Source organism: Enterobacter dykesii, from assembly GCF_008364625.2.
GTDB classification, from domain to species: Bacteria; Pseudomonadota; Gammaproteobacteria; order Enterobacterales; family Enterobacteriaceae; genus Enterobacter; species Enterobacter dykesii.
Genome location: NZ_CP126604.1, coordinates 4,045,956 through 4,071,242, shown reverse-complemented (window position 1 = coordinate 4,071,242; position 25,287 = coordinate 4,045,956). Strand labels below are relative to the sequence as shown.

Sequence of the window (25,287 nt, the reverse complement as noted above, 5' to 3'; positions counted from 1 at the left end):
ACAAACGTCAGTGGGGAACGCTACTGTTTACTCAGCCCTGAGGGAGTCAGGGGATGTTTTTGTAACATCAGGAAACGTACTGCACAAATTTTCACCGTTGCAGATGATTTTTGCGCCTTGTCGCTGCTGCGTGTGGTTGGTAAAGTAAGCGGATTTTGTTTTCCGCCCCAGCTTTCAGGATTATCCCTTAGTATGTTGAAAAAATTTCGTGGCATGTTTTCCAATGACCTGTCCATTGACCTGGGTACCGCGAATACCCTTATTTATGTAAAAGGACAAGGCATCGTATTGAATGAGCCTTCCGTTGTGGCCATTCGTCAGGATCGTGCAGGCTCGCCGAAAAGCGTGGCTGCAGTGGGTCATGACGCGAAGCAGATGCTGGGTCGTACCCCTGGCAACATCGCCGCCATTCGCCCAATGAAAGACGGCGTTATCGCCGACTTCTTCGTGACTGAAAAAATGCTTCAGCACTTCATCAAGCAGGTGCACAGCAACAGCTTCATGCGTCCAAGCCCGCGTGTTCTGGTGTGTGTGCCGGTTGGCGCAACCCAGGTAGAGCGTCGCGCAATCCGTGAATCTGCCCAGGGTGCAGGTGCACGTGAAGTGTTCCTGATTGAAGAGCCAATGGCTGCGGCCATCGGTGCGGGTCTGCCTGTTTCCGAAGCGACCGGTTCTATGGTGGTGGATATCGGTGGTGGTACAACTGAAGTAGCCGTTATCTCTCTGAACGGCGTGGTGTACTCCTCTTCCGTACGTATTGGTGGTGACCGCTTCGATGAAGCCATCATTAATTATGTGCGCCGTAACTACGGCTCTCTGATCGGTGAAGCCACCGCAGAGCGTATCAAACACGAAATCGGCTCTGCGTATCCGGGCGATGAAGTGCGTGAGATCGAAGTTCGTGGCCGTAACCTGGCTGAGGGTGTTCCACGCGGTTTCACCCTGAACTCCAACGAAATTCTGGAAGCTCTGCAGGAACCACTGACGGGCATCGTGAGCGCGGTAATGGTTGCGCTGGAACAGTGCCCACCAGAGCTGGCGTCCGATATCTCCGAGCGCGGTATGGTTCTGACCGGTGGTGGTGCGCTGCTGCGTAACCTCGACCGCCTGTTAATGGAAGAGACAGGTATTCCTGTCGTAGTTGCAGAAGATCCACTGACTTGCGTCGCCCGTGGTGGTGGCAAGGCGCTGGAAATGATCGACATGCACGGCGGCGATTTGTTCAGCGAAGAGTAGTCGAGTTTGAGAGGGTAGCAATTTGCTACCCTTTCTCTCTGACGCGAGAATACGCATAGCCTATGAAGCCAATTTTTAGCCGTGGCCCATCGCTACAGTTTCGCCTTATTCTGGCGGTTCTGGTTGCGCTTGGGGTCATTATTGCCGATAGCCGCCTCGGTACGTTCAGCCAGATCAGAACGTACATGGATACCGCCGTCAGTCCTTTCTACTTTGTTTCAAATGGTCCCCGTGAACTGCTCGACTCCGTTTCTCAAACGCTGTCTTCGCGCGACCAACTCGAACTCGAAAACCGGGCATTACGTCAGGAATTATTGCTGAAAAACAGCGAACTGCTGATGCTGGGGCAATACAAGCAGGAAAACGCGCGTCTGCGTGAACTGCTCGGCTCGCCGCTGCGTCAGGATGAGCAGAAAATGGTCACGCAGGTGATCTCTACCGTAAACGACCCCTACAGCGATCAGGTTGTGATCGACAAAGGGAGCGTGAACGGGGTGTATGAAGGTCAGCCTGTTATTAGCGATAAAGGCGTAGTGGGCCAGGTTGTTGCCGTAGCCAAACTGACTAGCCGCGTGCTGCTGATTTGCGATGCCACGCATGCGCTGCCGATCCAGGTTCTGCGCAACGACATTCGCGTGATTGCTGCCGGTAACGGCTGTACGGACGATCTGCAGCTGGAACATCTGCCGGCAAACACGGATATTCGCGTGGGCGACGTGCTGGTGACGTCCGGTCTGGGTGGACGCTTCCCTGAAGGCTATCCGGTTGCGGTGGTCTCTTCGGTCAAGCTGGATACCCAGCGTGCCTATACCGTGATTCAGGCGCGTCCAACCGCCGGTTTGCAGCGTCTGCGCTATCTGCTGCTGCTGTGGGGCGCCGATCGTAATGGTGCTAATCCGATGACGCCTGAAGAGGTGCATCGCGTAGCAAATGAGCGCCTGATGCAGATGATGCCGCAGGTTCTCCCGCCTGCGGATTCCATGGGGCCGCCTGCGCCAGTTCCGGCGCCGGCAACCGGGTTAACGCAGCCGCTGCCGGATGCGCCGCCACCGCCTAAACTCTCTTCGGGAGGGCAGTAGTGGCAAGCTATCGTAGCCAGGGACGCTGGGTCATCTGGCTCTCGTTTCTCATTGCACTGTTACTGCAAGTGATGCCCTGGCCGGATGACATTCTCGTTTTCCGGCCAAACTGGGTATTGCTCATTTTACTCTACTGGATCCTTGCCCTGCCGCATCGCGTAAATGTCGGCACAGGTTTCGTGATGGGTGCCATACTGGATCTCATTAGCGGCTCTACGCTTGGCGTGCGCGCCTTGTCCATGAGCATTATTGCGTACCTCGTCGCACTCAAATTCCAGCTCTTTCGTAACCTTGCGCTCTGGCAACAGGCCCTGGTGGTGATGCTATTGTCGCTCGCTGCGGATATCGTTGTTTTCTGGGCAGAGTTTTTAGTGATCAACGTCTCTTTCCGACCGGAAGTGTTCTGGAGTAGTGTAGTAAACGGTGTGCTCTGGCCATGGTTATTCCTGCTGATGCGTAAGGTTCGCCAGCAGTTTGCTGTGCAATAAAAGGTTTCTATGACGTCTTTGTATCTCGCTTCCGGCTCCCCGCGCCGTCAGGAACTCCTGACGCAGCTAGGGGTCTCTTTTGAACGCATCGTTACCGGCATTGAAGAAAAACGTGCTGAGGGCGAAAGCGCTCAACAGTACGTGTCTCGCCTGGCGCGCGAGAAAGCGCAGGCGGGCGTGGCCAGTGTGCCACGCGATCTTCCCGTGCTGGGAGCAGATACCATCGTTATTCTGAACGGTGAAGTGCTTGAGAAACCGCGCGACGCCGATCATGCGGCGCGCATGCTGCACAAAATGTCCGGACAAACGCATCAGGTGATGACGGCCGTCGCGCTGGCTGACCGCCAGCACGTGCTGGATTGCCTGGTGGTGACCGAAGTGACGTTCAGAGTACTTACCGACGACGACATCGCCGCTTATATTGCCAGCGGTGAACCAATGGATAAAGCAGGTGCATACGGTATTCAGGGGCTGGGTGGCTGTTTTGTCAGGAAGATTAATGGCAGCTATCACGCCGTAGTCGGCTTACCGCTGGTGGAAACGTATGAGTTGCTGAGCAATTTTAACTCACTGCGTGAGGGAAGGGATAATTATGACGGCTGAATTGTTGGTAAACGTAACGCCATCGGAAACCCGTGTGGCCTATATTGATGGTGGCATTCTTCAGGAAATTCATATTGAGCGTGAAGCGCGGCGCGGAATAGTAGGCAATATCTACAAAGGTCGTGTCAGTCGTGTACTACCGGGTATGCAGGCGGCTTTTGTAGATATTGGACTGGATAAGGCGGCGTTTTTACATGCCTCCGATATCATGCCGCACACCGAGTGCGTCGCGGGCGAAGAGCAAAAGCAGTTTGCCGTGCGCGATATTTCTGAACTGGTGCGTCAGGGGCAGGATCTGATGGTGCAGGTTGTGAAAGACCCCCTCGGTACCAAAGGCGCCCGTCTGACCACCGACATCACCTTACCTTCCCGCTATCTGGTCTTTATGCCCGGCGCGTCGCACGTGGGCGTTTCGCAGCGTATTGAGAGCGAAACCGAGCGCGAGCGTCTGAAGAAAGTGGTCAGCGCCTACTGCGATGAACAGGGCGGATTTATCATCCGTACCGCTGCGGAAGGGATCAGCGAAGAAGACCTCGCGTCGGATGCGGCTTACCTGAAACGCGTCTGGACCAAGGTGATGGAGCGTAAAAAACGCAACCAGACCCGCTACCAGCTCTACGGTGAGCTGGCGCTTGCTCAGCGCGTTCTGCGCGACTTTGCTGATGCCCAGCTCGACCGCATTCGCGTGGACTCGCGCCTGACCTATGAAGCCCTGCTGGAGTTTACCGCCGAATATATCCCGGAGATGCCCGGCCTGCTGGAGCACTATTCAGGGCGTCAGCCGATCTTCGATCTCTATGATGTCGAAAACGAGATCCAGCGCGCGCTGGAGCGTAAGGTCGAGCTGAAGTCCGGCGGCTATCTGATCATCGATCAGACCGAAGCGATGACCACCGTCGATATCAACACCGGCGCGTTCGTCGGCCATCGCAATCTCGATGACACTATCTTCAACACCAACATCGAAGCCACGCAGGCGATTGCGCGCCAGCTTCGTCTGCGCAATCTGGGCGGCATTATCATCATCGACTTCATCGATATGAGTAATGAAGACCATCGTCGCCGCGTGCTGCACTCGCTTGAGCAGGCGCTGAGCAAAGACCGCGTGAAAACCAGCATTAACGGCTTCTCGCAGCTGGGGCTGGTGGAAATGACGCGTAAGCGTACCCGTGAAAGCGTTGAGCATGTGCTGTGTAATGAATGCCCAACCTGCCATGGGCGCGGAACGGTAAAGACGGTTGAGACCGTCTGCTATGAAATTATGCGCGAAATCGTCCGTGTTCATCATGCCTACGACTCCGATCGTTTTCTGGTCTATGCTTCCCCTGCGGTGGCTGAAGCGCTGAAAGGCGAAGAGTCACACGCGCTGGCGGAAGTGGAAATCTTTGTCGGCAAACAGGTAAAAGTACAAATTGAACCGCTCTATAACCAGGAGCAGTTTGACGTCGTGATGATGTAAGACGCAGTACGCTGCGTGACGAAAGCTGACAAGGAGAGATGCGTGAGGCGATTGCCGGGGATTTTATTGCTTACAGGGGCAACGCTGGTCGTGATTGTCGCGTTGCTCGTGAGCGGGCTACGCCTCGTATTACCGCATCTGGACAGCTGGCGTCCGCAGCTGCTGGCTAAAATCGAATCCACCACCGGCGTGCCGGTGAACGTAAGCCAGCTAAGCGCTAGCTGGCAGAATTTTGGCCCGACGCTCGATGTCCGGGATATCAACGCCAGCCTCAAAGATGGCGGTCACCTGAAAATCAAACGCGTGACCCTGGCGCTGGACGTCTGGCAAAGCCTGCTGCATCTGCGCTGGCAGTTTCGCGATCTCACCTTTTATCAGCTCCAGTTCCTGACCAATACGCCGCTGTCCGGCGGCGATAGCGGTCAGGGTCTGGAAGCCAACCGCTTCAGCGATCTTTTCCTCCGTCAGTTCGATCACTTCGATCTGCGCGACAGCGAAGTGAGCTTTATTACCCTTTCCGGCCAGCGCGCCGAACTGGCGATCCCGCAGCTGACCTGGCTCAACGGTAAGGATCGGCACCGCGCCGAGGGGCAGGTCAATCTCTCAAGCCTGAACGGCCAGCACGGCGTGATGCAGGTGCGGATGGATCTGCGCGACGATGACGGCCTGTTAAATAACGGCAAAGTCTGGCTACAGGCCGACGATGTGGACGTCAAGCCGTGGCTGGGCGACTGGCTCCAGCAAAATATGCAGCTGGAAACGGCCCGCTTCAGTCTTGAAGGCTGGCTGACCCTGACGAAAGGCGAATTTGCCAGCGGCGATATCTGGCTCAAGCAGGGGGGCGCGAGCTGGAAAGGTGAAAAACAGCAGCATCAGCTTTCCGTCGATAACCTCACCGCGCACGTGACGCAGGAGAAAGAGGGCTGGCAGTTTGCCATTCCGGATACACGCATCACCATGGACGGCAAGCCGTGGCCGCGCGGTGCGCTGACGCTGGCCTGGATGCCGGAGCAGGACGTCGGCGGCGCGGCCAGTAAACGCAGCGACGAGCTGCGCATCCGCGCCAGCAACCTGGATTTGGCTGCCATTGAAGGCCTGCGCTCGATGGCGGCTAAGCTCTCTCCTGACCTGGGCGAGATCTGGCTGGCTACGCAGCCGAGCGGAAAGATTGATTCTCTGGCGCTGGATATCCCGCTTCAGGCGACGGAAAAAACCCGCTTCCAGGCAACGTGGAAAGATCTTGCCTGGAAGCAGTGGAAGCTGCTGCCGGGTGCGGAGCACTTTAGCGGCAAGCTGGAAGGCAGCGTGGAGAACGGCAGGCTGACGGTTGATATGCACGATGCCAAAATGCCTTACGAGACGGTCTTCCGCGCGCCGCTGGAAATCGAACAGGGCAGCGCAGTGCTTAACTGGCTCCGTAACGAGAAGGGTTTCCAGCTTGATGGCCGGCATATCGACGTGAAAGCCAAAGCGGTGCACGCGCGCGGCGATTTCCGCTATCTGCAGCCTGTAGGTGACGAGCCGTGGCTGGGTATTCTGGCCGGGATCAGCACCGATGACGGCTCTCAGGCCTGGCGCTACTTCCCGGAAAACCTGATGGGAAAAGCCCTGGTAGACTATCTCAGCGGCGCGATTCAGGGCGGTCAGGCGGATAATGCCACGCTGGTCTACGGCGGTAATCCCCATCTGTTCCCGTACAAACACAATGAAGGTCAGTTCCAGGTTCTGGTCCCGCTGCATGACGCTACCTTCGCGTTCCAGCCCGGCTGGCCCGCGCTGAAAAACCTGGATATCGAACTTAATTTCCTCAATGACGGACTCTGGATGAAGTCCGACAGCGTGGCGCTGGGTGGCGTGACGGCCAGCAACCTGACGGCCAACATCCCGGATTACTCCAAAGAGAAGCTGCTGATTGATGCCGAGATCAACGGCCCGGGCAAAGCGGTAGGACCGTACTTTGAGGAGACGCCGCTGAAAGAGTCGCTGGCGGCGACGCTTCAGCAGCTGCAGCTTGATGGCGATGTGAATGCTCGCTTACATCTTGATATCCCGCTGGACGGAGAGATGACCACCGCCAAAGGCGACGTCCGTCTGAAGAACAACAGCCTGTTCATCAAACCCCTTGAGAGCACCCTGAAAAATCTCAGCGGGCAGTTCAGCTTTGAGAACGGTAACCTGAAGAGCGAGCCGCTTACGGCCAGCTGGTTTAATCAGCCCGTTAATATCGACTTCACGACCACAGAGGGTGAAAAGGCTTATCAGGTGACCGTCAATCTGGACGGTAACTGGCAGCCAGCGCGCATGGACGTTCTGCCGAAGCCCATTGAGGCGTCAGTGCAGGGCGCAGTCGCCTGGCAGGGTAAAGTGGCAATTGACCTGCCTTATCACGCGGGGGCCCGGTACAAGGTCGACATCACGGGCGATCTGAAAAACCTTCAGAGCCAGCTGCCTGCGCCGCTGGATAAACAGGCCGGACAGCCGCTGCCGGTAAAGCTGAACGTCGATGGCAACCTGAACAGCTTCGCGCTGACCGGAAGCACGGGTGGGACAAACCACTTCAACAGCCGCTGGCTGCTTAACCGCAAGCTCACCCTCGACAAAGCCATCTGGACAACGGATAGCCGCTCCACGCCGCCGCTGCCGGAGCAGGCTGGCATTGAGCTGAATCTCCCGCCGATGGACGGTGCTGAGTGGCTGGCGCTGTTCCAGAAAGGCGTCGGGCAGAACGTTGATGAAGCTGCCCAGTTCCCGCAAACCATTACCGTACGCACGCCGTCGCTGATGCTGGGCGGACAGCAGTGGAACAACCTGAGCCTTGTTTCACAGCCTGGCGCTAACGGTACGAAGGTGGAGGCCCAGGGAAGGGAGATCAACGGCACGCTGACCATGCGCAATCACGCGCCGTGGCAGGCGGCGATCCGCTACCTCTATTACAACCCGGCAAGCGCCGCGAGCGGGAAAGACAAAACGGCAGCGGCGTCGCCGTTGAGTAATGTCTCCCGCGTCGATTTTAGCGGCTGGCCCGATCTCCAACTGCGCTGTGCGGAGTGCTGGCTGTGGGGGCAGAAATATGGCCGTATCGACGGTGATTTCACTATTCAGGCCAACACGCTTACGCTCTCCGGCGGCCTGGTTGATACCGGTTTTGGCCGCATGACGGCCGCAGGGGAATGGGTGAATAACCCGGGCGAGCAGCGAACGTCCCTGAAGGGCGACATTAAAGGCAACAAGCTGGATGCGGCAGCCAATTTCTTTGGTATCAGCACGCCGCTGCGCGGCTCGTCATTTGACGTCGATTACGATCTTCACTGGCGTGACGCCCCGTGGAAGCCGGATGAGGCCTCGCTGAACGGCATTCTGAAAACCCGCTTCGGCAAAGGTGAAATTGCCGACGTGAGCACGGGGCGCGCCGGGCAGATCCTGCGCCTGCTGAGTTTTGACGCGCTGCTGCGCAAGCTGCGCTTCGATTTCAGCGATACCTTCAGCGAAGGTTTCTACTACGATTCCATCCGCAGCACGGCGTGGATCAAGGACGGCGTTCTGCATACGGACGACACGCTGGTGGATGGCCTGGAAGCGGATATCGCCATGAAAGGCTCCGTTAACCTCGTGCGTCGCGAGCTGGATATGGAAGCCGTGGTGGCGCCGGAAATTTCCGCGAGCGTGGGCGTGGCGGCGGCCTTTGTGGTGAACCCGATTGTCGGTGCGGCGGTGTTTGCTGCCAGCAAAGTGCTGGGTCCGCTGTGGAGCAAGGTCTCCATTCTGCGCTACCGCATTACCGGTCCGGTAGATAAACCGCAAATTAACGAGGTGCTGCGCCAGCCGCGCAAAGATGCACAGCAATGATTTGACGTGGGCAGGTAATTGCCTCACTCTCAATAAATACGATCTTTATACCGCCACGGGCGGCAACGAACGAGTAGCAATACGATGAGTCTGAACCTGGTAAGTGAACATTTGCTCGCAGCGAACGGCCTGAGCCATCAGGACCTGTTTTCCATTCTTGGTCAACTGACCGAACGCCGTCTCGACTACGGCGACCTTTATTTCCAGTCGAGCTATCACGAATCCTGGGTTTTAGAAGACTGCATCATCAAAGATGGCTCCTACAACATTGACCAGGGCGTCGGCGTCCGTGCCGTCAGCGGCGAGAAAACCGGTTTCGCCTATGCCGATCAGATTAGCCTCACCGCACTTGAACAGAGCGCGCAGGCCGCACGTACTATTGTGCGTGATACCGGCGATGGTCGCGTGAAAACCCTGGGAGAAGTGCAGCACTCTGCGCTCTATACCAGCATCGATCCGCTGCAGAGCATGAGTCGTGAAGAGAAGCTGGATATCCTGCGTCGCGTGGACAAAGTCGCCCGCGCCGCGGATAAACGCGTGCAGGAAGTTTCAGCCAGCCTGAGCGGCGTGTATGAGTTGATTCTGGTTGCGGCAACGGACGGCACTCTGGCAGCGGATGTTCGTCCGCTGGTGCGTCTCTCAATCAGCGTGCAGGTCGATGACGACGGCAAACGCGAGCGCGGCTCAAGCGGTGGCGGCGGTCGTTTCGGCTATGACTGGTTCCTGGGCGACGTTGACGGTGAAGCGCGCGCCGACGCGTGGGCGAAAGAAGCCGTGCGCATGGCGCTGGTGAATCTGAATGCCGTCGCGGCGCCGGCGGGCTCATTCCCGGTGGTGCTGGGCGCTGGCTGGCCGGGCGTGCTGTTGCACGAGGCGGTAGGCCATGGACTGGAAGGCGACTTTAATCGTCGCGGGACGTCCGTATTCAGCGGTCAGATCGGGCAGCTTGTCTCCTCTGAACTGTGCACCGTTGTGGATGACGGCACCATGCGCGATCGTCGCGGCTCGGTGGCTATCGACGACGAAGGCACGCCAGGCCAGTACAACGTGCTGATCGAAAACGGCGTGCTGAAAGGCTACATGCAGGACAAACTCAACGCGCGCCTGATGGGCGTGGCGCCGACGGGTAATGGCCGTCGTGAATCCTACGCGCACCTGCCGATGCCGCGCATGACCAACACGTACATGCTGCCGGGCAAATCCACGCCGCAGGAGATTATCGAATCCGTCGATTACGGTATCTTTGCGCCAAACTTTGGCGGCGGCCAGGTGGACATTACCTCCGGTAAGTTTGTTTTCTCCACGTCAGAAGCGTATCTGATCGAGAAAGGCAAAGTGACCAAAGCGGTGAAGGGTGCAACGCTGATTGGTTCCGGTATTGAAGCCATGCAGCAGATCTCCATGGTCGGTAACGATCTGAAGCTGGATAACGGCGTGGGCGTCTGCGGTAAAGAGGGCCAGAGCCTGCCGGTTGGTGTAGGCCAGCCAACGCTGAAGGTGGACAACCTGACGGTGGGCGGCACAGCCTGATCTGACCCTGCTTAAAAAAATGGCGCTACTGATGTAGCGCCTTTTTTTAGCGTAAGTTACTCAGCGGTATCTCCGGATCCGGCTCGTGAGTGATGCGATTACGCAAATCACGACGAATGATTTCGATCGACCAGAACCAGATCAGATGGCCAACGATCTCTGACACGTGTTCATACCACGGCAGCTCAAACAGCGGTGGCGTCAGCCCCATGAGAGGGAAGGAGATCATATGAACAAAAAGCTGAGCTAACGCACCCGCCAGCAAACCCTGCCAGAGTTTAATTTTCGGAAAGACTTCCGCAACTACACAATAACCTACAGCGAACACGATTGAGAAAATAATATGTGTTACGCCGACCCAGTTAAATATATGTCCGGCAAATGTATAAACCGCCTCGTTAGGATCGACGACGCCCAGCCAGTCGCGTAAAAATACATAGGGAGGGTTTAAAAAATTTCGTGAGCAGTCAATCTGGCTGGCGGCTCTTATTAATTGCTCGGGCCCGCATGCGCCGGTGAATAAATCGGTGGGACTGCGTGGCGGAAGCGGCACCTCGGCTCCCCATTTGACAAAGGCGGAGACAATCCCTGCAATTAAACCGATAAACGCAGCGAGCCCATAGCGCCTGCGTGAAGGCGGTGTTTGTTCAAATAGATTCATTTGTTTTCCTTGTTTAACATCATCCTGCGGAATTCATTTTATTATTCATATCAGCAACAAATTAATAACAGTCTGAAAGGCTGACTGTTATTAAGGTAAAGGGCAGACGGCGGCAGTGTCAATTCTCTATTCCTGATAGTGACGAAGGAATATTCCAGAATGCAGAGGAGTTTCATCCTGGAAATATTCAACGCTCATATATTTTCAGCGTTAAATCGATTATTCCTTCCTTCTCCCCCGCATCCCCTGAAACAGCTCCGCCACGTCCACAAAATATTCGGTCAGATAGTTAATACACACCTGTACCTTGAGCGGGAGTTTGTCTTTTTCGGTATACAGGGCGTACACCGGACGCGGATCGGACTGGTAGCGCGGGAAGAGGATCTCCAGCACGCCGCTGTTGATCTCGTTGATCACCCACATTAACGGCACGTAGGCGATCCCGGCACCGGCCACCAGCCAGCGTGAAATGGTCATCGGATCGTTGGTGACAAACCGCCCTTCCGGCAGCAGTTTGGTGGAGATCCCTTCCGGAGCGATCAGCTCAAATTCATTATCGGGCCGCACGCTATACTCCAGCCACGAGTGGTTGGCGAGATCGGCGGGTTTCTCCGGAACACCGTACTGCGCCAGATAGCTTTTCGAGGCGCAGACGACCATCGGCATGCTGCCCAGCCGTCGCGAGAACAGGCTGGAATCCTGCAGTGCGCCGACGCGGATCACCACGTCCAGGCCGTCGGCAATCAGGTCCGGCGCCGGGATACCCGTCACCAGATTAACGGTAAGCCCGGGATATTCTTTCAGCATATCTGCCGTCATGGCAGCGAGAACATTTTGTGCCATAGTTGAAGAACACCCGATGCGCAGCGTACCGATGGGGGTGTTGTTAAAGGCATAGAGCTGTTCGTGGACATCCTGCACTTCAAGCAGCATGCGGCGACAGCCCTGATAGTAAATTTTACCCGCTTCCGTCAGCCCAATGCTGCGGGTACTGCGGTTGAGCAGCTTGACCTGAAGCTCATCTTCCAGTTTGGACACCGTCTGGCTGATGGATGAGACGCTCATCTGAAGCTGGCGGGCAGCGGCGGTAAAAGAGCCCAGCTCAACTACTTTGGCGAAGACCGACATGCGTTTTAAACGTTCCATTGTTCACTCTGGCTTAAAAGTGATTTAGATCACATATTATAGATAACAGCATAACAGTTACGTTAATATATTATTAATTACATAACGGCTGCGCCATTCTCGCCCGGCGTTTCTTGCTCTCCTGCGGTGGCGTGCGCTAAAAAATTCTGAAGCCTGCACTCTCTCTTATCAAGGTCAACATGAGTCTGTTTCCCGTTATCGTGGTGTTCGGTTTGTCGTTCCCACCGATATTTTTCGAGCTTCTTTTATCACTGGCGATCTTCTGGCTGGTGCGCAAGGTGCTGGTCCCTACCGGGATCTACGATTTCGTCTGGCACCCTGCATTGTTCAATACCGCGCTGTATTGCTGCCTGTTTTACCTGATATCGCGCATGTTTGTCTGAGGTTGATGTGAAAACGCTAACAAGAAATATCTCCCGCACTGCCATCACCATGGCGCTGGTTATCCTCGCCTTCATCGCTATTTTCCGCGCCTGGGTTTATTACACCGAATCGCCGTGGACGCGTGATGCACGCTTCAGCGCCGATGTGGTGGCCATCGCCCCCGACGTAGCCGGTCTTATCACGGCGGTTAACGTCCACGATAACCAGCTGGTGAAAAAAGATCAGGTCCTGTTCACCATCGACCAGCCTCGTTACCAGAAAGCGCTGGAAGAGGCGGAAGCGGACGTGGCCTATTATCAGGCGCTCGCTGCGGAGAAACGCCGCGAGGCAGGCCGCCGTAATCAGCTGGGCGTTCAGGCAATGTCCCGCGAAGAGATTGACCAGTCCAACAACGTGCTGCAAACCGTGCTGCACCAGCTGGCGAAAGCGCAGGCAACGCGCGATCTGGCGAAGCTCGATCTCGAGCGCACCGTGATCCGCGCGCCGTCCGATGGCTGGGTCACCAACCTCAACGTCTATGCCGGGGAATTCATTACCCGTGGCTCAACCGCCGTGGCGCTGGTTAAACAGAACTCCTTCTACGTGCTCGCCTATATGGAAGAGACCAAGCTGGAAGGCGTGCGTCCGGGTTATCGGGCTGAAATTACGCCGCTCGGCAGCAACCGCGTCTTTAAAGGCACCGTCGACAGCGTTGCCGCAGGGGTGACTAACTCCAGCAGCTCTAACGATGCCAAAGGGATGGCGACGGTCGATTCCAACCTGGAGTGGGTGCGTCTGGCCCAGCGCGTGCCGGTACGTATTCATCTGGACGAACAGCAGGGAAATCTGTGGCCTGCGGGTACCACGGCGACGGTGGTGATCACCGGTGAAAAGGACCGGGATGCCAGCCAGGACTCGTTCTTCCGTAAAATTGCCCACCGCCTGCGCGAGTTTGGTTAATCGCCATGGGTATCTTTTCCATCGCCAGCCAGCACATTCGCTTCGCCGTGAAGCTGGCGTGCGCCATCGTGCTGGCGCTGTTTGTTGGCTTCCACTTCCAGCTTGAAACCCCTCGCTGGGCAGTGCTGACGGCTGCGATTGTCGCGGCGGGTCCTGCCTTTGCCGCGGGCGGAGAACCCTATTCAGGCGCGATCCGCTATCGCGGGATGCTGCGTATTATCGGAACGTTTATCGGCTGCTTCGCGGCGCTGACCATTATTATTTTGATGATCCGCACCCCGCTGCTGATGCTGATGGTCTGCTGTATCTGGGCAGGTTTCTGCACCTGGATCTCGTCTCTGGTGAAAGTGGAGAACTCTTACGCCTGGGGGCTGGCGGGCTATACCGCGCTGATTATTGTCATCACTATCCAAAGCGAACCGCTGCTCGCGCCGCAGTTTGCGGTTGAGCGCTGCAGCGAGATTGTGATTGGTATTGTCAGCGCGATCGTCGCTGACCTGCTTTTCTCCCCGCGCTCCATCAAGCAGGAAGTCGACCGTGAGCTTGACGCGCTGATCGTTGCCCAGTATCAGCTGATGCAGCTGTGCATTAAGCATGGCGATAGCGAAGAGGTGGATAAAGCCTGGAGCGGGCTGGTACGTCGTACGCAGGCGCTGGAAGGGATGCGCAGCAACCTTAATATGGAGTCGTCGCGCTGGGCCCGCGCGAATCGTCGTCTTAAAGCCCTCAACACCGTCTCTCTGACGCTGATTACCCAGGCCTGTGAAACCTATCTGATTCAGAACACCCGGCCGGAAGTGGTCACCGATACGTTCCGCGAACTGTTTGCCGAGCCGGTGGAAACCGTACAGGACGTGCATAAGCAGCTTAAGCGCATGCGCCGGGTGATTGCCTGGACCGGGGAGCGCGACACGCCGGTGACCATCTACACCTGGGTCGGCGCCGCGACGCGCTATCTGCTGCTGAAGCGCGGCGTAATCGGTAACACCAAAATCAGCGCGGCGGAAGAAGAGGTGCTGCAGGGGGAAGTGGTGATCAAAGCGGAATCCGCCGAGCGCCATCACGCGATGGTTAACTTCTGGCGTACGACGCTTGCCTGCATGCTCGGCACGCTGTTCTGGCTGTGGACGGGCTGGACGTCCGGCAGCGGTGCGATGGTGATGATTGCCGTCGTGACCGCACTGGCGATGCGTCTGCCTAACCCGCGTATGGTCGCCATTGATTTCCTCTACGGTACCATTGCCGCGTTGCCGATAGGCGCGCTCTATTTCCTGGTCATCATCCCGTCGACGCAACAGAGCATGCTGCTGCTCTGTATTAGCCTGGCGGTCATGGCGTTCTTTATCGGCATTGAAGTGCAAAAGCGGCGTCTGGGATCGCTGGGGGCGCTGGCGAGTACGATTAACATCATCGTGCTCGACAACCCGATGACCTTCCATTTCAGCCAGTTCCTCGACAGTGCGTTAGGTCAGCTGGTGGGCTGTTTCCTGGCCATGATGGTGATACTGCTGGTGCGGGATAACTCGCAGGCAAGAACGGGCCGCGTGCTGCTGAACCAGTTCGTGTCGGCTGCCGTGTCGTCTTTAACAACCAATACCGCGCGCCGTAAAGAGAACCACCTGCCCGCGCTCTACCAGCAGCTGTTTTTGCTGCTGAACAAGTTTCCGGGCGATATCGCGAAGTTCCGCCTGGCGTTAACCATGATCATTGCGCACCAGCGTTTGCGTAACGCGCCCGTGCCGATCAACGACGATCTGTCGGCATACCACCGCCAGCTGCGTCGTACCGCCGATCACGTGCTTTCTGCCAGCAGCGATGACAAACGGCGTCGCTACTTTACGCAGCTTCTTGAAGAGCTCGATACCTATCAGGAAAAGCTCAAGCACTGGGAGGCACCGCCTCAGGTGACCGAGCCGGTAGGACGGCTGGTGTTTATGCTGCATCGCTACCAGAATGCCCTCACGGATAACTGACTGAAGTAAAAAAACCGACGCCAAAAGCGTCGGTTTTTTTGTGGCTATACTTATTCCAGCACGTTCTTACATTTCAGAAAGGGAGAACACATGACGACCCAGGCGCTTCAGGACCACATCCTTTTTCAGACCGGTTATCTGGTCAACGGAATCTGGAAAACGCTGGATACAACCTTTGATGTGCTGAATCCCGCGACCGGCGAGGTCATTGCTAAAGTTGCAAAAGCGGGTAAAGCGCAGACCGAAGACGCTATCGCAGCGGCTACCCAGGCCTTCCCTGCATGGCGTGCCAAAACCGCGAAAGAGCGCTCGGCGATTCTCTACCGCTGGTACGAACTGATTATTGAGAATAAAAGCTGGCTCGGGCGGTTGATGACCACCGAACAGGGCAAACCCCTGAAAGAAGCGGAGGGAGAAGTCGAGTACGCCGCCAGCTTTATCCAGTGGTTTGCCGAAGAGGCCAAACGGGCAAACGGTGAAATTATTCCGCCGATCAAACCCGGCTCACGCATTCTGGCGACCCGTGAACCCATTGGTGTGGTCGCGGCGATTACGCCGTGGAACTTCCCGATGGCCATGCTCACCCGCAAGTTAGGCCCGGCGCTCGCGGCCGGATGCACCGGGGTAATTAAGCCGGCCAATAACACGCCGCTCAGCGCCTTTGCGCTGCTTACGCTGGCGAAACAGGCCGGAGTGCCCGACGGTGTTCTCAACGCCGTGGCCGGGAATACGCATGAAATCAGCGATGCGATCATGGCAAGCCGCGACGTACGTAAAATCTCTTTTACCGGCTCAACCTCCGTCGGCAAAACGCTGGTGCGTAACGCCGCAGAAACCATGAAAAAAGTCTCGATGGAGCTGGGGGGAAATGCACCGTATATCGTTTTTGAGGATGCGGACATCGACGCAGCGGTTAAGGGCGCGATCGCCAACAAGTTCCGCAATGCCGGGCAGGTCTGCGTCAGCGTGAACCGTTTTTATATTCAGGAAACCGTCTACGACAAATTTGTGAATAAACTTGCCGATGCGGTGAATGCGCTGAAGGTGGGTAATGGTCTTGAAGACGGGGTCGTGGTCGGGCCGCTGATTGAACCTTCTGCGGTCAACAAGGTGCGTGAGCATGTCGACGATGCCGTTGCCCGGGGCGCGACCATCCTGGCAGGGGGTAAGCCTCATCCGCTTGGCGGGAATTTCTGGATGCCAACCGTACTGGGCGACTGCCATGAGGGCATGAAGCTGGCAGAAGAAGAGACGTTTGGCCCGGTGGCGGCGTGCTTCCGGTTCACCTCGGAAGATGAAGTCATCCAGCGCGCCAACAACACGCCCTATGGGCTGGCGGCTTACTTCTACACCCTGAATCTCTCACGGGTCTTCCGCGTTTCACAGGCCATCGAGAGCGGGATGATCGGCATCAACGAGTGCGCTGTCTCCACGGAGCTAGGCCCCTTTGGCGGCGTAAAAGAGTCAGGCCTTGGACGAGAGGGCTCCGTGCTGGGGCTGGAAGAGTATCTGGAAGTTAAAACCCTGCATATTGGGGGATTATAATAGACAGGGCGGCATCTGCCGCTCGCCTGGACTGGGTGGCTGGCAATGAAAACCTATACGTTTGATTTTGACGAGATCGACAGTCAGGAAGACTTCTACCGTGAATTTATCCGGGTGTTTGATCTTGAACGGGAAAGCGTGACGAATCTGGATACGCTGTGGGACGTGGTCACCGGCAGTCTGTTGCCGCTACCGCTGGAAATTGAGTTCATCCATTTGCCCGATAAGCTGCGAAGACGTTTTGGCGCGCTGATCTTGCTGTTCGATGAAGCGGAAGAAGAGCTTGAAGGGCAGCTGCGCTTTAACGCGCGGCATTGAATGAAAAAAGCCCCTGACCATGAGGCCAGGGGCAAGTCGTATGATGAGATACGACGAGGGTTTATTTATACAGTTCTGCCGTTGCATGCCAGTGGTCACCCTGATTCAGTTCGGTGACGCGATAGCTGCTGGCGCCTGCTTTTTCAGCTTTGGCGGCAAGTTCATGACGAATATCCATCGGTGAACCGGTGACAGACGTTACGGAGACGCTGCCCATACGCTGTAGATTTTGTGCCTGGTCGGCATTCACCTGCTGTACGGTCGCGCTCGCGCCGAAAGAGATAACGGATGCCAGACCGAGGGTTGCGATGATCAATTTGGTTTTCATAGTCTTTACTCCTGAATAGGGTTTTTACTCAACGGCGAGAAGGGTTGAACCGCTATTTTTATGCCTGGTGCCGTTGAGTGGAGATTTACGTCTTCAGTTATCACTAAAACTTATTTGTACAGCTCAGCGGTGGCGTGCCAGTGGTCACCAGAACGCGCTTCGATGATGCGATAGGATGACGCACCCTGTTCTTCCGCTTTTTTGTTCAGCATCTCATGCATGTCCATTGGCGATGTGCCGACCGCGCCGACAGAAACCGTACCGATTGCCTGGCGGGATTGCGCCTGGTCAGCATTGATAGAGTCTGCTGCGAAAGCACCGAATGACAGGACGGACAGGACGCTGAGCGCCGCTACAGTTGATTTGATTTTCATGATTCTTACCTCGTCGAATTTTTTAGTGGGGTCTTGTTTCGTGACCCTCATCACAAAATCAAGTATACACTAATAACGGCAAAAATTAATACCAGGCTAATGGTTTCCTTTGTTATTACGTGTTAACCAGTCTGTTTTTTATAACCAAATTGCATAATGTTGGGCGTTTTTTGTTCATTTTTGTTGGTTATATCTAATAAAATCATATGGATATCAGCTTTTGATTTTTTGTGCGATTTTTTGATTTAGCATTCACCAGATGAATGTTAATAGGTGGTAAAAAGCACTATTTGTCAAAGTGAAGGGCAGTAGAAAAGAGGGGAGAACACAGCGGAAGCAGAACGATCCCCGCAGCGGCGCTACGGGGAGAGGGGATTAGAGTTCCTGTTCGAACAGTACCAGAATGGCTTCGTGGAGATCTTTCACGGAGAAACCGCTAGCCGGTGTGGTAAAGATAGTGTCATCGCCGGCGATAGTCCCGAGGATACCTTCCGTTTTACCCAGCGAGTCCAGCATGCGGGCAATCAGCTGTGCGGCACCCGGGCTTGTGTGGATCACCACGACGGCGTCGTTATGATCGATATCCAGAACAAGGTTTTTGAGCGGGCTGGAGGTGGTCGGCACGCCAAGTTCTGCCGGCAGGCAATAGACCATCTCCATCTTGGCGTTACGCGTACGCACCGCGCCAAATTTCGTTAACATGCGGGAGACTTTCGACTGATTGATGTTATCGAAGCCTTGTTCCTGCAGCGCCTGAACAATTTCTCCCTGAGAACTGAATTTCTCTTCTTTGAGTAGCGCCTTAAACGCCTTTACTAATTCTTCTTGCTTAGACGAGCTTCGCATAAGTCACCCGGAATATGACGATAGAAACAACATTATTATGCATGTGGATGAATTTTTATGCAAATTATCTACTCAGCGCCAGGCTGAAATAATGTTATGAAAGGGAGTGATTTTATCAGATTTCGTTATCAGAAAACATGCCTGGGTCACGCCGCGCAAATAAGCTTAAAAGTAAATTAAATGTTATCAAAATGATGTTGTTTTGGTGGCGGGGCAGGGTGTATTGTAACCACCTCTTAATGCGTTGCCCTCTGTCGTCAGATAGTTTTCTGGTGAGAGATAAAGTCGCGTGACCTCAAATTCTTTAGCTACGAAAATTGTAATTATTTACTTGCTGAATTATGGTCGCCGCAACGGATTTACAGATACTTAAGTTAACCATAATAAGGAGTTTAGGATGAAAGTCGCAGTCCTCGGCGCTGCTGGTGGTATCGGCCAGGCGCTTGCCCTACTACTGAAAACCCAACTGCCTTCAGGCTCAGAACTCTCCCTGTACGATATTGCTCCGGTAACCCCAGGCGTGGCGGTTGACCTGAGCCACATCCCGACTGCTGTAAAAATCAAAGGCTTCTCCGGTGAAGATGCACGTCCTGCGCTGCAGGGTGCCGACGTGGTGCTGATTTCTGCAGGCGTGGCGCGTAAGCCAGGCATGGATCGTTCAGACCTGTTCAACGTCAACGCGGGCATCGTGAAAAACCTGGTGCAGCAGATTGCAGAAATCTGCCCGAAAGCATGCATCGGTATCATCACTAACCCGGTGAACACCACCGTGGCTATCGCGGCAGAAGTGCTGAAGAAAGCGGGTGTTTACGACAAAAACAAACTGTTCGGCGTAACCACGCTGGATATCATCCGTTCCAACACCTTTGTTGCTGAGCTGAAAGGCAAACAGCCTACAGAAGTGGAAGTACCGGTCATCGGCGGTCACTCTGGCGTCACCATCCTGCCTCTGCTGTCGCAGATCCCAGGCGTGAGCTTCACCGAGCAGGAAGTGGCTGACCTGACCAAACGCATCCAGAACGCGGGCACCGAAGTGGTGGAAGCGAAGGCGGGTGGCGGTTCTGCAACCCTGTCTATGGGCCAGGCGGCTGCACGTTTCGGTCTGTCACTGGTTCGCGCTCTGCAGGGCGAGAAAGGCGTTGTTGAATGCGCTTACGTTGAAGGCGATGGCGAACACGCTCGCTTCTTCTCTCAGCCGCTGCTGCTGGGTAAAAACGGTATCGAAGAGCGTAAATCTATTGGTACGCTGAGCGCGTTTGAACAACACGCGATGGAAGGCATGCTGGATACGCTGAAGAAAGATATCACCCTGGGCGAAGAGTTCGTTAACAAGTAATACGAACCGTCTCCCGGTAAAAAAAACGGAGCTTATCGCTCCGTTTTTTTATGCCTGTCAGTTAGTGGCCGGGTATTCCTGAATCGTCACGTGCAGCGTCAGTTTCTTATCGTTGCGCATGACCTCAACCGGGATGATAGAACCCGGGCGAATTTCTGCCACCTGATCCATCGTCTCCAGCGCAGAGACCGCTGGCGTGCCGTTGACCGACACAATCACATCGTTTACCTGAATCCCCGCGTTGGCCGCCGGACCACCCGGTGCCACCTCGTTAACCACGATGCCCTGAATCTGATCGATACCGCCGCCCTGGGTATGCATCGGCGCAATTTCGCGCCCGCCGATACCGATATAGCCGCGGATCACGCGTCCGTCGCGGATCAGCTTATCCATGATTTTGGTCGCCAGCTGGAACGGAATGGCGAAGCCGATCCCTTCTGGCGTCTCACCGTCGTTACTCTTATCGAACGAGAGGGTATTGATACCCATCAGCTCGCCCAGCGAGTTGACCAGCGCCCCGCCGGAGTTACCGTGGTTGATGGAGGCATCGGTTTGCAGGAAGTTCTGCCGCCCGGAGGGGTTCAAACCGATACGACCGGTCGCGCTGATAATCCCCTGGGTGATGGTCTGACCAAGGTTGTAAGGGTTACCGATAGCCAGTACGACGTCACCAATATGCGGGGTACGTTTACGGTTGATCGGGATGACCGGCAAACCGCCCGTGGCGTTAATCTTCAGGACGGCCAGGTCGGTCAGGCTGTCAGAGCCAACGAGTAACGCCTCAAACACGCGGCCATCCTGCAGGGCGACGATGATCTGGTCGGCATCGTTAATCACGTGCTTGTTGGTAATAATGTAGCCGCGCTCGTCCATGATCACGCCGGAGCCGAGGGTACGGATCTCCAGCTGATTATGGGCTGAGGTATTCAGGCCGCGGTTATAGACGTTAACCACGGCAGGTGCGGCACGGCGAACGGCCTGGTTATAGGTGGCCGGCGTTTCATCCGTGCTATCGAACTGGGGAGCCGACAGTTTATTGAACTGACGTAAAGACGGCAGCGCCAGCAGCAGCAGGCCAGCGACAATCAAACCGATGACAGTAGAACGTAAGAGCTTTAAAAGCATGATGCGCGTGTCGTTAAAAAAGGAACGATTTGCAGCATAACATGAGTTATCCAGACATCACACGCAGCGGTGATGTCCGGGTCGCAAATGCTTAGCGCAACAGAATATAGATGGACTCATTGCCACGCATGACCTGCAGGGCAATAACTGCCGGTTTAGTTTCCAGCACCTTGCGCAGTTCGGCAATAGACTGCACGCGGTTGCGGTTTACACCGATAATCACGTCATCCTGATGCAATCCGGCCTGTGCGGCAGGGCTGCTCTTCTCGACGGTGTCGATGCTAATGCCTTTCGTACCGTCCTTCAGCTGCCCGTCGCTCAACGTCGCCCCCTGCAGTGCCGGGGCGATAAGCTCCGCACTGGCCGAGGATGAGGTGCTCTTATCCAGCGTCACTTCAACGTCAAGCGGCTTGCCGTCACGTATCAGGCCCAGCTTCACTTTGGCGCCAGGTTCCGTCGTGGCAATCCGTGAACACAGTTCTGCAAAGCTGTTCAGCGGTTTGTCGTTCAGGCTGACGATCACATCCCCCGATTTTACGCCCGCTTTTGCCGAGCCGGAGTTTGGCAGCACTTCACTGACAAACGCTCCGCGCTGTACGTTGATATTGAACGCTTTTGCGATATCCGCGCTCATCTCCATACCTTTAATACCCAGCAGCCCGCGTTTGATTTCACCGAACTGGATCAGCTGCTGCGCCAGGGTTTTGGCCATATTGCTGGGGATAGCAAAACCGATCCCGATGCTGCCGCCGCCCGGGGCCAGAATCGCCGTGTTAATCCCAATCAGCTCACCGTTAAGGTTGAGCAATGCCCCGCCGGAGTTACCACGGTTGATGGAGGCATCGGTCTGGATAAAGTTTTCCAGCCCTTCCAGATTGAGGCCGCTGCGCCCGAGCGCCGAGACGATCCCGGAAGTTGCGGTCTGCCCTAAACCAAAGGGGTTGCCCACGGCGACGGCAAAATCGCCGACGCGCAGTTTGTCGGAGTCCGCGATGGCGATCTGGGTCAGATTGCTCGGGTTTTGCACCTGCAACAGCGCGATGTCGCTCTGGTCATCGCCGCCGATCAGTTTGGCATCAAATTCACGGCCATCATTCAGCTGGACGCTGATTTTATCGGCCTGGCTGATGACGTGGTTGTTGGTCAGGATATAGCCTTTTGCTGCATCAATAATGACGCCAGAACCCAGGCCTTCAAAAGGCTGAGCCTGCTGGTCGGGAGACTCATCGCCAAAATATTTTTTCAGTTCTTCAGGGACGCGTTGGCTTTGTACTGCGGTGCCCTCAACCTGAACGCTGACGACCGCCGGCAACACTTTTTCCAGCATAGGCGCGAGGCTTGGAATGGCCGCCTGGCCAGGCACCTGGGAGGGAAGGGCGGCAAATACAGGGACGGACGCCGAGAGAGATAACCCGACACTTAACGCGATAGCGCTCAACAGCTGGTTTTTTTTCTTCATCGATGTTGACTCTCGTAACCTGGAATAAAGGAAAAACGGCCCTAAAAACACGTTGATGTTATTGAATTTTAAACCGCTGAACAATGAGGTGTTTAACTAAATGATAGCTGGGGTCATCAGGAAAGGACGGGCGCAATCGCTGCGCCCGTAAAATAAATTCTGGTTGTGCGATTAATCGCGTTTTACACCGCCGCGCAGCAGGCCGGACGCGCCATCGGAATAGTCGCGAGGCATCTGAACGGGCGCCTGATCGTTACCGGCTTCAGAGTCTGCCAGACGGTTGCGGAACGGGTTGGTTTCCGCGGTCATTTCCGGCAGCAGGCTGCTGGAGCTTTTTGCCATATGTTGATACAGCTGACGATAGTCGGTCGCCATGTTGTCCAGCAGCTCGGCGCTACGGGCAAAATGGCTGACTAGCTCTTCACGATACTCTTCCAGTTCAGCTTTGTTCTTTTCCAGTTCGTACTGCAGTGACTGCTGCTGACGCAATTTGCGATTACCGAAACGCATGGCCACAGCACCGATGACGATGCCGACGACTAAACCGATTAGCGCATATTCCCAGGTCATGAACTTCTCCCGTTGTCTTGTTGTTCCGTAGGGTGTTGGCTCGGCTCCTGCCTGTGCCTGATAATGCCACTATAACCGCTATTTCTGCAGAAGTGGAATCCTGACGTATCATCGCGTAGTGTAGAACGGCCTTTTTTTCATCAGTCACGTATGCTGGTGAGCGTTAATTGAAGGAATAACAATAAGATTATGCAAAACCTGTCCCCTGCATCGCGTTATCAACTGGCCCTTAACGAGGGCACTCATCAGCCTGACGACGTTCAACGTGAGGCGGTAAACCGTCTGGAGATAATTTATCAGGAGCTCACGGCAAAACCCGCTGAAGTCGAACAGAACGGCGGGCTAAAGGCGGCGTTTGGGCGGTTGCTCGGTAAAAAAGTGCCACAGGCTCACGCGCCGGTGCGCGGTTTATATATGTGGGGCGGGGTCGGTCGTGGAAAAACCTGGCTGATGGACCTGTTTTATCTGAGCCTGCCTGGCGCACGTAAACAGCGTCTGCACTTCCATCGTTTTATGCTGCGGGTGCATGAAGAGCTGACCGCACTGCAGGGCAAAAGCGATCCGCTGGAGATTGTGGCCGACCGGTTCAAGGCGGAAACGGACGTACTCTGCTTCGATGAATTTTTTGTGTCTGACATCACCGATGCCATGCTGTTAGGCGGCCTGATGAAAGCCCTTTTTGCCCGCGGGATCACGCTGGTGGCCACGTCGAATATCCCGCCGGACGAGCTGTACCGCAACGGCCTGCAGCGGGCACGCTTCCTGCCCGCCATCGATGCCATCAAGCAGCACTGCGACATCATGAACGTCGATGCAGGTGTCGATTATCGTCTGCGCACGCTGACCCAGGCGCACCTGTGGCTTTCGCCGTTAAATGCAGAGACCACCCGCGAGATGGATACACTCTGGCTGGCTCTGGCGGGAGCAAAACGCGAGCACGCTCCGGAACTTGAGATTAACCATCGCCCGCTGCCCACGCTTGGCGTCGAAAACCAAACGCTGGCGGTCTCCTTTACGACGCTCTGCGTGGATGCCCGCAGCCAGCACGACTATATTGCGCTTTCGCGTCTGTTCCACACCGTGATGGTGCTGGGCGTGCCGGTGATGACGCGGCTGATGGAGAGCGAAGCACGGCGCTTTATTGCGCTGGTGGACGAGTTTTATGAGCGGCACGTCAAGCTGGTGGTCAGCGCCGAGGTACCTTTATATGAGATTTACCAGGGCGAGCGGCTGAAGTTTGAGTTCCAGCGCTGCCTGTCGCGCCTGCAGGAGATGCAGAGTGAGGAATACCTGAAGCTGGAGCATATGCCATAAATGCCACCCTCTCCCTGTGGGAGAGGGGCTGGGGGGGAGGGCACCAGACCGCACATCACTCACCCCCGAAAAACCCATTCCAAATCACATTTAAGGGTCGATCTTTGACCTCAACTTCTCTATAATCTTGCGACCCCACGTTACGAGAAGGTTTTTTTCCCGAAACTTTCTATGTGTCGGCATGTGCTATTCGAAGGGGTAGGTTTGCCGGACTTTGTCGTGTGAACCTCAACTGACTAAACGTTTGGGTGTTCACCAACGTGTAACTTATTATTTGGGTAAGCTTTTAATGAAAACTTTTACAGCTAAACCAGAAACCGTACAGCGCGACTGGTATGTTGTTGACGCGACCGGTAAAACTCTGGGCCGTCTGGCTACTGAACTGGCTCGTCGCCTGCGCGGTAAGCATAAAGCGGAATACACTCCGCACGTTGATACCGGTGATTACATCATCGTTCTGAACGCTGATAAAGTTGCTGTAACCGGCAACAAGCGTACTGACAAAATGTACTACCACCACACCGGCCACATCGGTGGTATCAAAGAAGCGACCTTTGAAGAGATGATTGCCCGCCGTCCTGAGCGTGTGATTGAAATCGCGGTTAAAGGCATGCTGCCAAAAGGCCCGCTGGGTCGTGCTATGTTCCGTAAACTGAAAGTTTACGCAGGCAACGAGCACAACCACGCGGCACAGCAACCGCAAGTTCTTGACATCTAATCGGGATTAT

23 protein-coding genes are annotated in these 25,287 nt (G+C 55.5%); 15 read left to right on the top strand and 8 right to left on the bottom strand.

The window, feature by feature from the left end; translation table 11 throughout:
- The first annotated feature begins 192 nt into the window (after positions 1-192).
- From mreB to tldD, 7 genes are all read left to right on the top strand, one after another.
- Positions 193-1,236, top strand: a complete 1,044-nt coding sequence (gene mreB, locus F0320_RS19400) for a rod shape-determining protein MreB (protein WP_000913396.1) — start codon at positions 193-195, stop codon at positions 1,234-1,236.
- Positions 1,237-1,298: 62 nt separating this feature from the next.
- Positions 1,299-2,315 (top strand): rod shape-determining protein MreC, encoded by a 1,017-nt coding sequence (gene mreC / locus F0320_RS19395; protein WP_023309400.1) that lies wholly within the window; start codon positions 1,299-1,301, stop codon positions 2,313-2,315.
- Positions 2,315-2,803 carry a rod shape-determining protein MreD gene (gene mreD / locus F0320_RS19390; RefSeq protein WP_023309399.1) on the top strand — a complete coding sequence of 163 codons (489 nt, stop codon included), beginning with the start codon at positions 2,315-2,317 and terminating at the stop codon, positions 2,801-2,803. Before mreC ends, mreD begins: the two co-directional genes overlap by 1 nt.
- Positions 2,804-2,812: 9 nt before the next feature.
- On the top strand, positions 2,813-3,406 hold the full coding sequence (locus tag F0320_RS19385; RefSeq protein ID WP_023309398.1) for a Maf family protein: 594 nt from the start codon (positions 2,813-2,815) through the stop codon (positions 3,404-3,406).
- The gene (gene rng / locus F0320_RS19380) at positions 3,396-4,865 is read left to right on the top strand and encodes a ribonuclease G (RefSeq protein ID WP_010436156.1); all 1,470 of its coding nucleotides are present in this window, start codon (positions 3,396-3,398) and stop codon (positions 4,863-4,865) included. Before F0320_RS19385 ends, rng begins: the two co-directional genes overlap by 11 nt.
- 42 nt (positions 4,866-4,907) lie before the next feature.
- A complete protein-coding gene (gene yhdP, locus F0320_RS19375; protein WP_126329177.1) occupies positions 4,908-8,711 on the top strand; it encodes an AsmA2 domain-containing protein YhdP in 3,804 nt (1,267 codons plus the stop codon).
- 84 nt (positions 8,712-8,795) lie between these two features.
- Positions 8,796-10,241, top strand: a complete 1,446-nt coding sequence (gene tldD, locus F0320_RS19370; RefSeq protein ID WP_126329178.1) for a metalloprotease TldD — start codon at positions 8,796-8,798, stop codon at positions 10,239-10,241.
- Between the two features lie 46 nt (positions 10,242-10,287).
- Here the strand turns inward: tldD and F0320_RS19365 are convergent, their stop codons facing one another.
- Positions 10,288-10,902, bottom strand: a complete 615-nt coding sequence (locus F0320_RS19365) for a YagU family protein (RefSeq protein WP_126329179.1) — start codon at positions 10,900-10,902, stop codon at positions 10,288-10,290.
- Positions 10,903-11,121: 219 nt separating this feature from the next.
- Positions 11,122-12,048: an HTH-type transcriptional activator AaeR gene (aaeR, locus tag F0320_RS19360; RefSeq protein ID WP_126329180.1), complete on the bottom strand. Its 927-nt coding sequence runs from the start codon at positions 12,046-12,048 to the stop codon at positions 11,122-11,124.
- A gap of 179 nt (positions 12,049-12,227) precedes the next feature.
- Here aaeR and aaeX point away from each other — a divergent pair, with 179 nt between their 5' ends.
- The 5 genes from aaeX (at position 12,228) to F0320_RS19335 (ending at position 17,207) form a co-directional block, all read left to right on the top strand.
- Positions 12,228-12,431 (top strand): p-hydroxybenzoic acid efflux pump operon protein AaeX, encoded by a 204-nt coding sequence (aaeX, locus tag F0320_RS19355; RefSeq protein ID WP_003860416.1) that lies wholly within the window; start codon positions 12,228-12,230, stop codon positions 12,429-12,431.
- Between the two features lie 7 nt (positions 12,432-12,438).
- Positions 12,439-13,371, top strand: coding sequence for a p-hydroxybenzoic acid efflux pump subunit AaeA (aaeA, locus tag F0320_RS19350; RefSeq protein WP_047650974.1), 933 nt, complete (start codon positions 12,439-12,441; stop codon positions 13,369-13,371).
- 5 nt (positions 13,372-13,376) lie between these two features.
- Positions 13,377-15,344, top strand: coding sequence for a p-hydroxybenzoic acid efflux pump subunit AaeB (gene aaeB / locus F0320_RS19345; RefSeq protein WP_048981167.1), 1,968 nt, complete (start codon positions 13,377-13,379; stop codon positions 15,342-15,344).
- A 90-nt stretch (positions 15,345-15,434) separates the two neighbouring features.
- On the top strand, positions 15,435-16,889 hold the full coding sequence (locus F0320_RS19340) for an NAD-dependent succinate-semialdehyde dehydrogenase (RefSeq protein WP_149323922.1): 1,455 nt from the start codon (positions 15,435-15,437) through the stop codon (positions 16,887-16,889).
- Between the two features lie 45 nt (positions 16,890-16,934).
- A complete protein-coding gene (locus tag F0320_RS19335; RefSeq protein ID WP_008502839.1) occupies positions 16,935-17,207 on the top strand; it encodes a barstar family protein in 273 nt (90 codons plus the stop codon).
- A 61-nt stretch (positions 17,208-17,268) separates the two neighbouring features.
- Here F0320_RS19335 and yhcN (F0320_RS19330) read toward each other — a convergent pair whose 3' ends face one another.
- The 3 genes from yhcN (F0320_RS19330) to argR form a co-directional block, all read right to left on the bottom strand.
- A complete protein-coding gene (yhcN, locus tag F0320_RS19330) occupies positions 17,269-17,535 on the bottom strand; it encodes a peroxide/acid stress response protein YhcN (RefSeq protein ID WP_126329182.1) in 267 nt (88 codons plus the stop codon).
- A 110-nt stretch (positions 17,536-17,645) separates the two neighbouring features.
- Positions 17,646-17,909, bottom strand: a complete 264-nt coding sequence (gene yhcN / locus F0320_RS19325) for a peroxide/acid stress response protein YhcN (RefSeq protein ID WP_023309389.1) — start codon at positions 17,907-17,909, stop codon at positions 17,646-17,648.
- Positions 17,910-18,284: 375 nt separating this feature from the next.
- Positions 18,285-18,755 (bottom strand): transcriptional regulator ArgR, encoded by a 471-nt coding sequence (gene argR, locus F0320_RS19320; RefSeq protein WP_023309388.1) that lies wholly within the window; start codon positions 18,753-18,755, stop codon positions 18,285-18,287.
- A gap of 397 nt (positions 18,756-19,152) precedes the next feature.
- Between argR and mdh the strand changes: the two genes are divergently transcribed.
- A complete protein-coding gene (gene mdh, locus F0320_RS19315) occupies positions 19,153-20,091 on the top strand; it encodes a malate dehydrogenase (protein ID WP_023309387.1) in 939 nt (312 codons plus the stop codon).
- Positions 20,092-20,148: 57 nt separating this feature from the next.
- Here the strand turns inward: mdh and degS are convergent, their stop codons facing one another.
- The 3 genes from degS to zapG all read right to left on the bottom strand — a co-directional run bounded on the left by degS (position 20,149) and on the right by zapG (position 23,245).
- Entirely contained in the window at positions 20,149-21,216 is a 1,068-nt protein-coding gene (gene degS, locus F0320_RS19310; protein WP_023309386.1) for an outer membrane-stress sensor serine endopeptidase DegS, read from the bottom strand.
- Between the two features lie 91 nt (positions 21,217-21,307).
- Positions 21,308-22,675, bottom strand: a complete 1,368-nt coding sequence (gene degQ / locus F0320_RS19305) for a serine endoprotease DegQ (protein ID WP_149323921.1) — start codon at positions 22,673-22,675, stop codon at positions 21,308-21,310.
- A gap of 171 nt (positions 22,676-22,846) precedes the next feature.
- On the bottom strand, positions 22,847-23,245 hold the full coding sequence (zapG, locus tag F0320_RS19300) for a Z-ring associated protein ZapG (protein ID WP_008502832.1): 399 nt from the start codon (positions 23,243-23,245) through the stop codon (positions 22,847-22,849).
- A gap of 189 nt (positions 23,246-23,434) precedes the next feature.
- Here zapG and zapE point away from each other — a divergent pair, with 189 nt between their 5' ends.
- Positions 23,435-24,559 carry a cell division protein ZapE gene (zapE, locus tag F0320_RS19295; protein ID WP_047650953.1) on the top strand — a complete coding sequence of 375 codons (1,125 nt, stop codon included), beginning with the start codon at positions 23,435-23,437 and terminating at the stop codon, positions 24,557-24,559.
- A 289-nt stretch (positions 24,560-24,848) separates the two neighbouring features.
- Positions 24,849-25,277 carry a 50S ribosomal protein L13 gene (gene rplM / locus F0320_RS19290; protein ID WP_003860434.1) on the top strand — a complete coding sequence of 143 codons (429 nt, stop codon included), beginning with the start codon at positions 24,849-24,851 and terminating at the stop codon, positions 25,275-25,277.
- Positions 25,278-25,287: the final 10 nt, after the last annotated feature.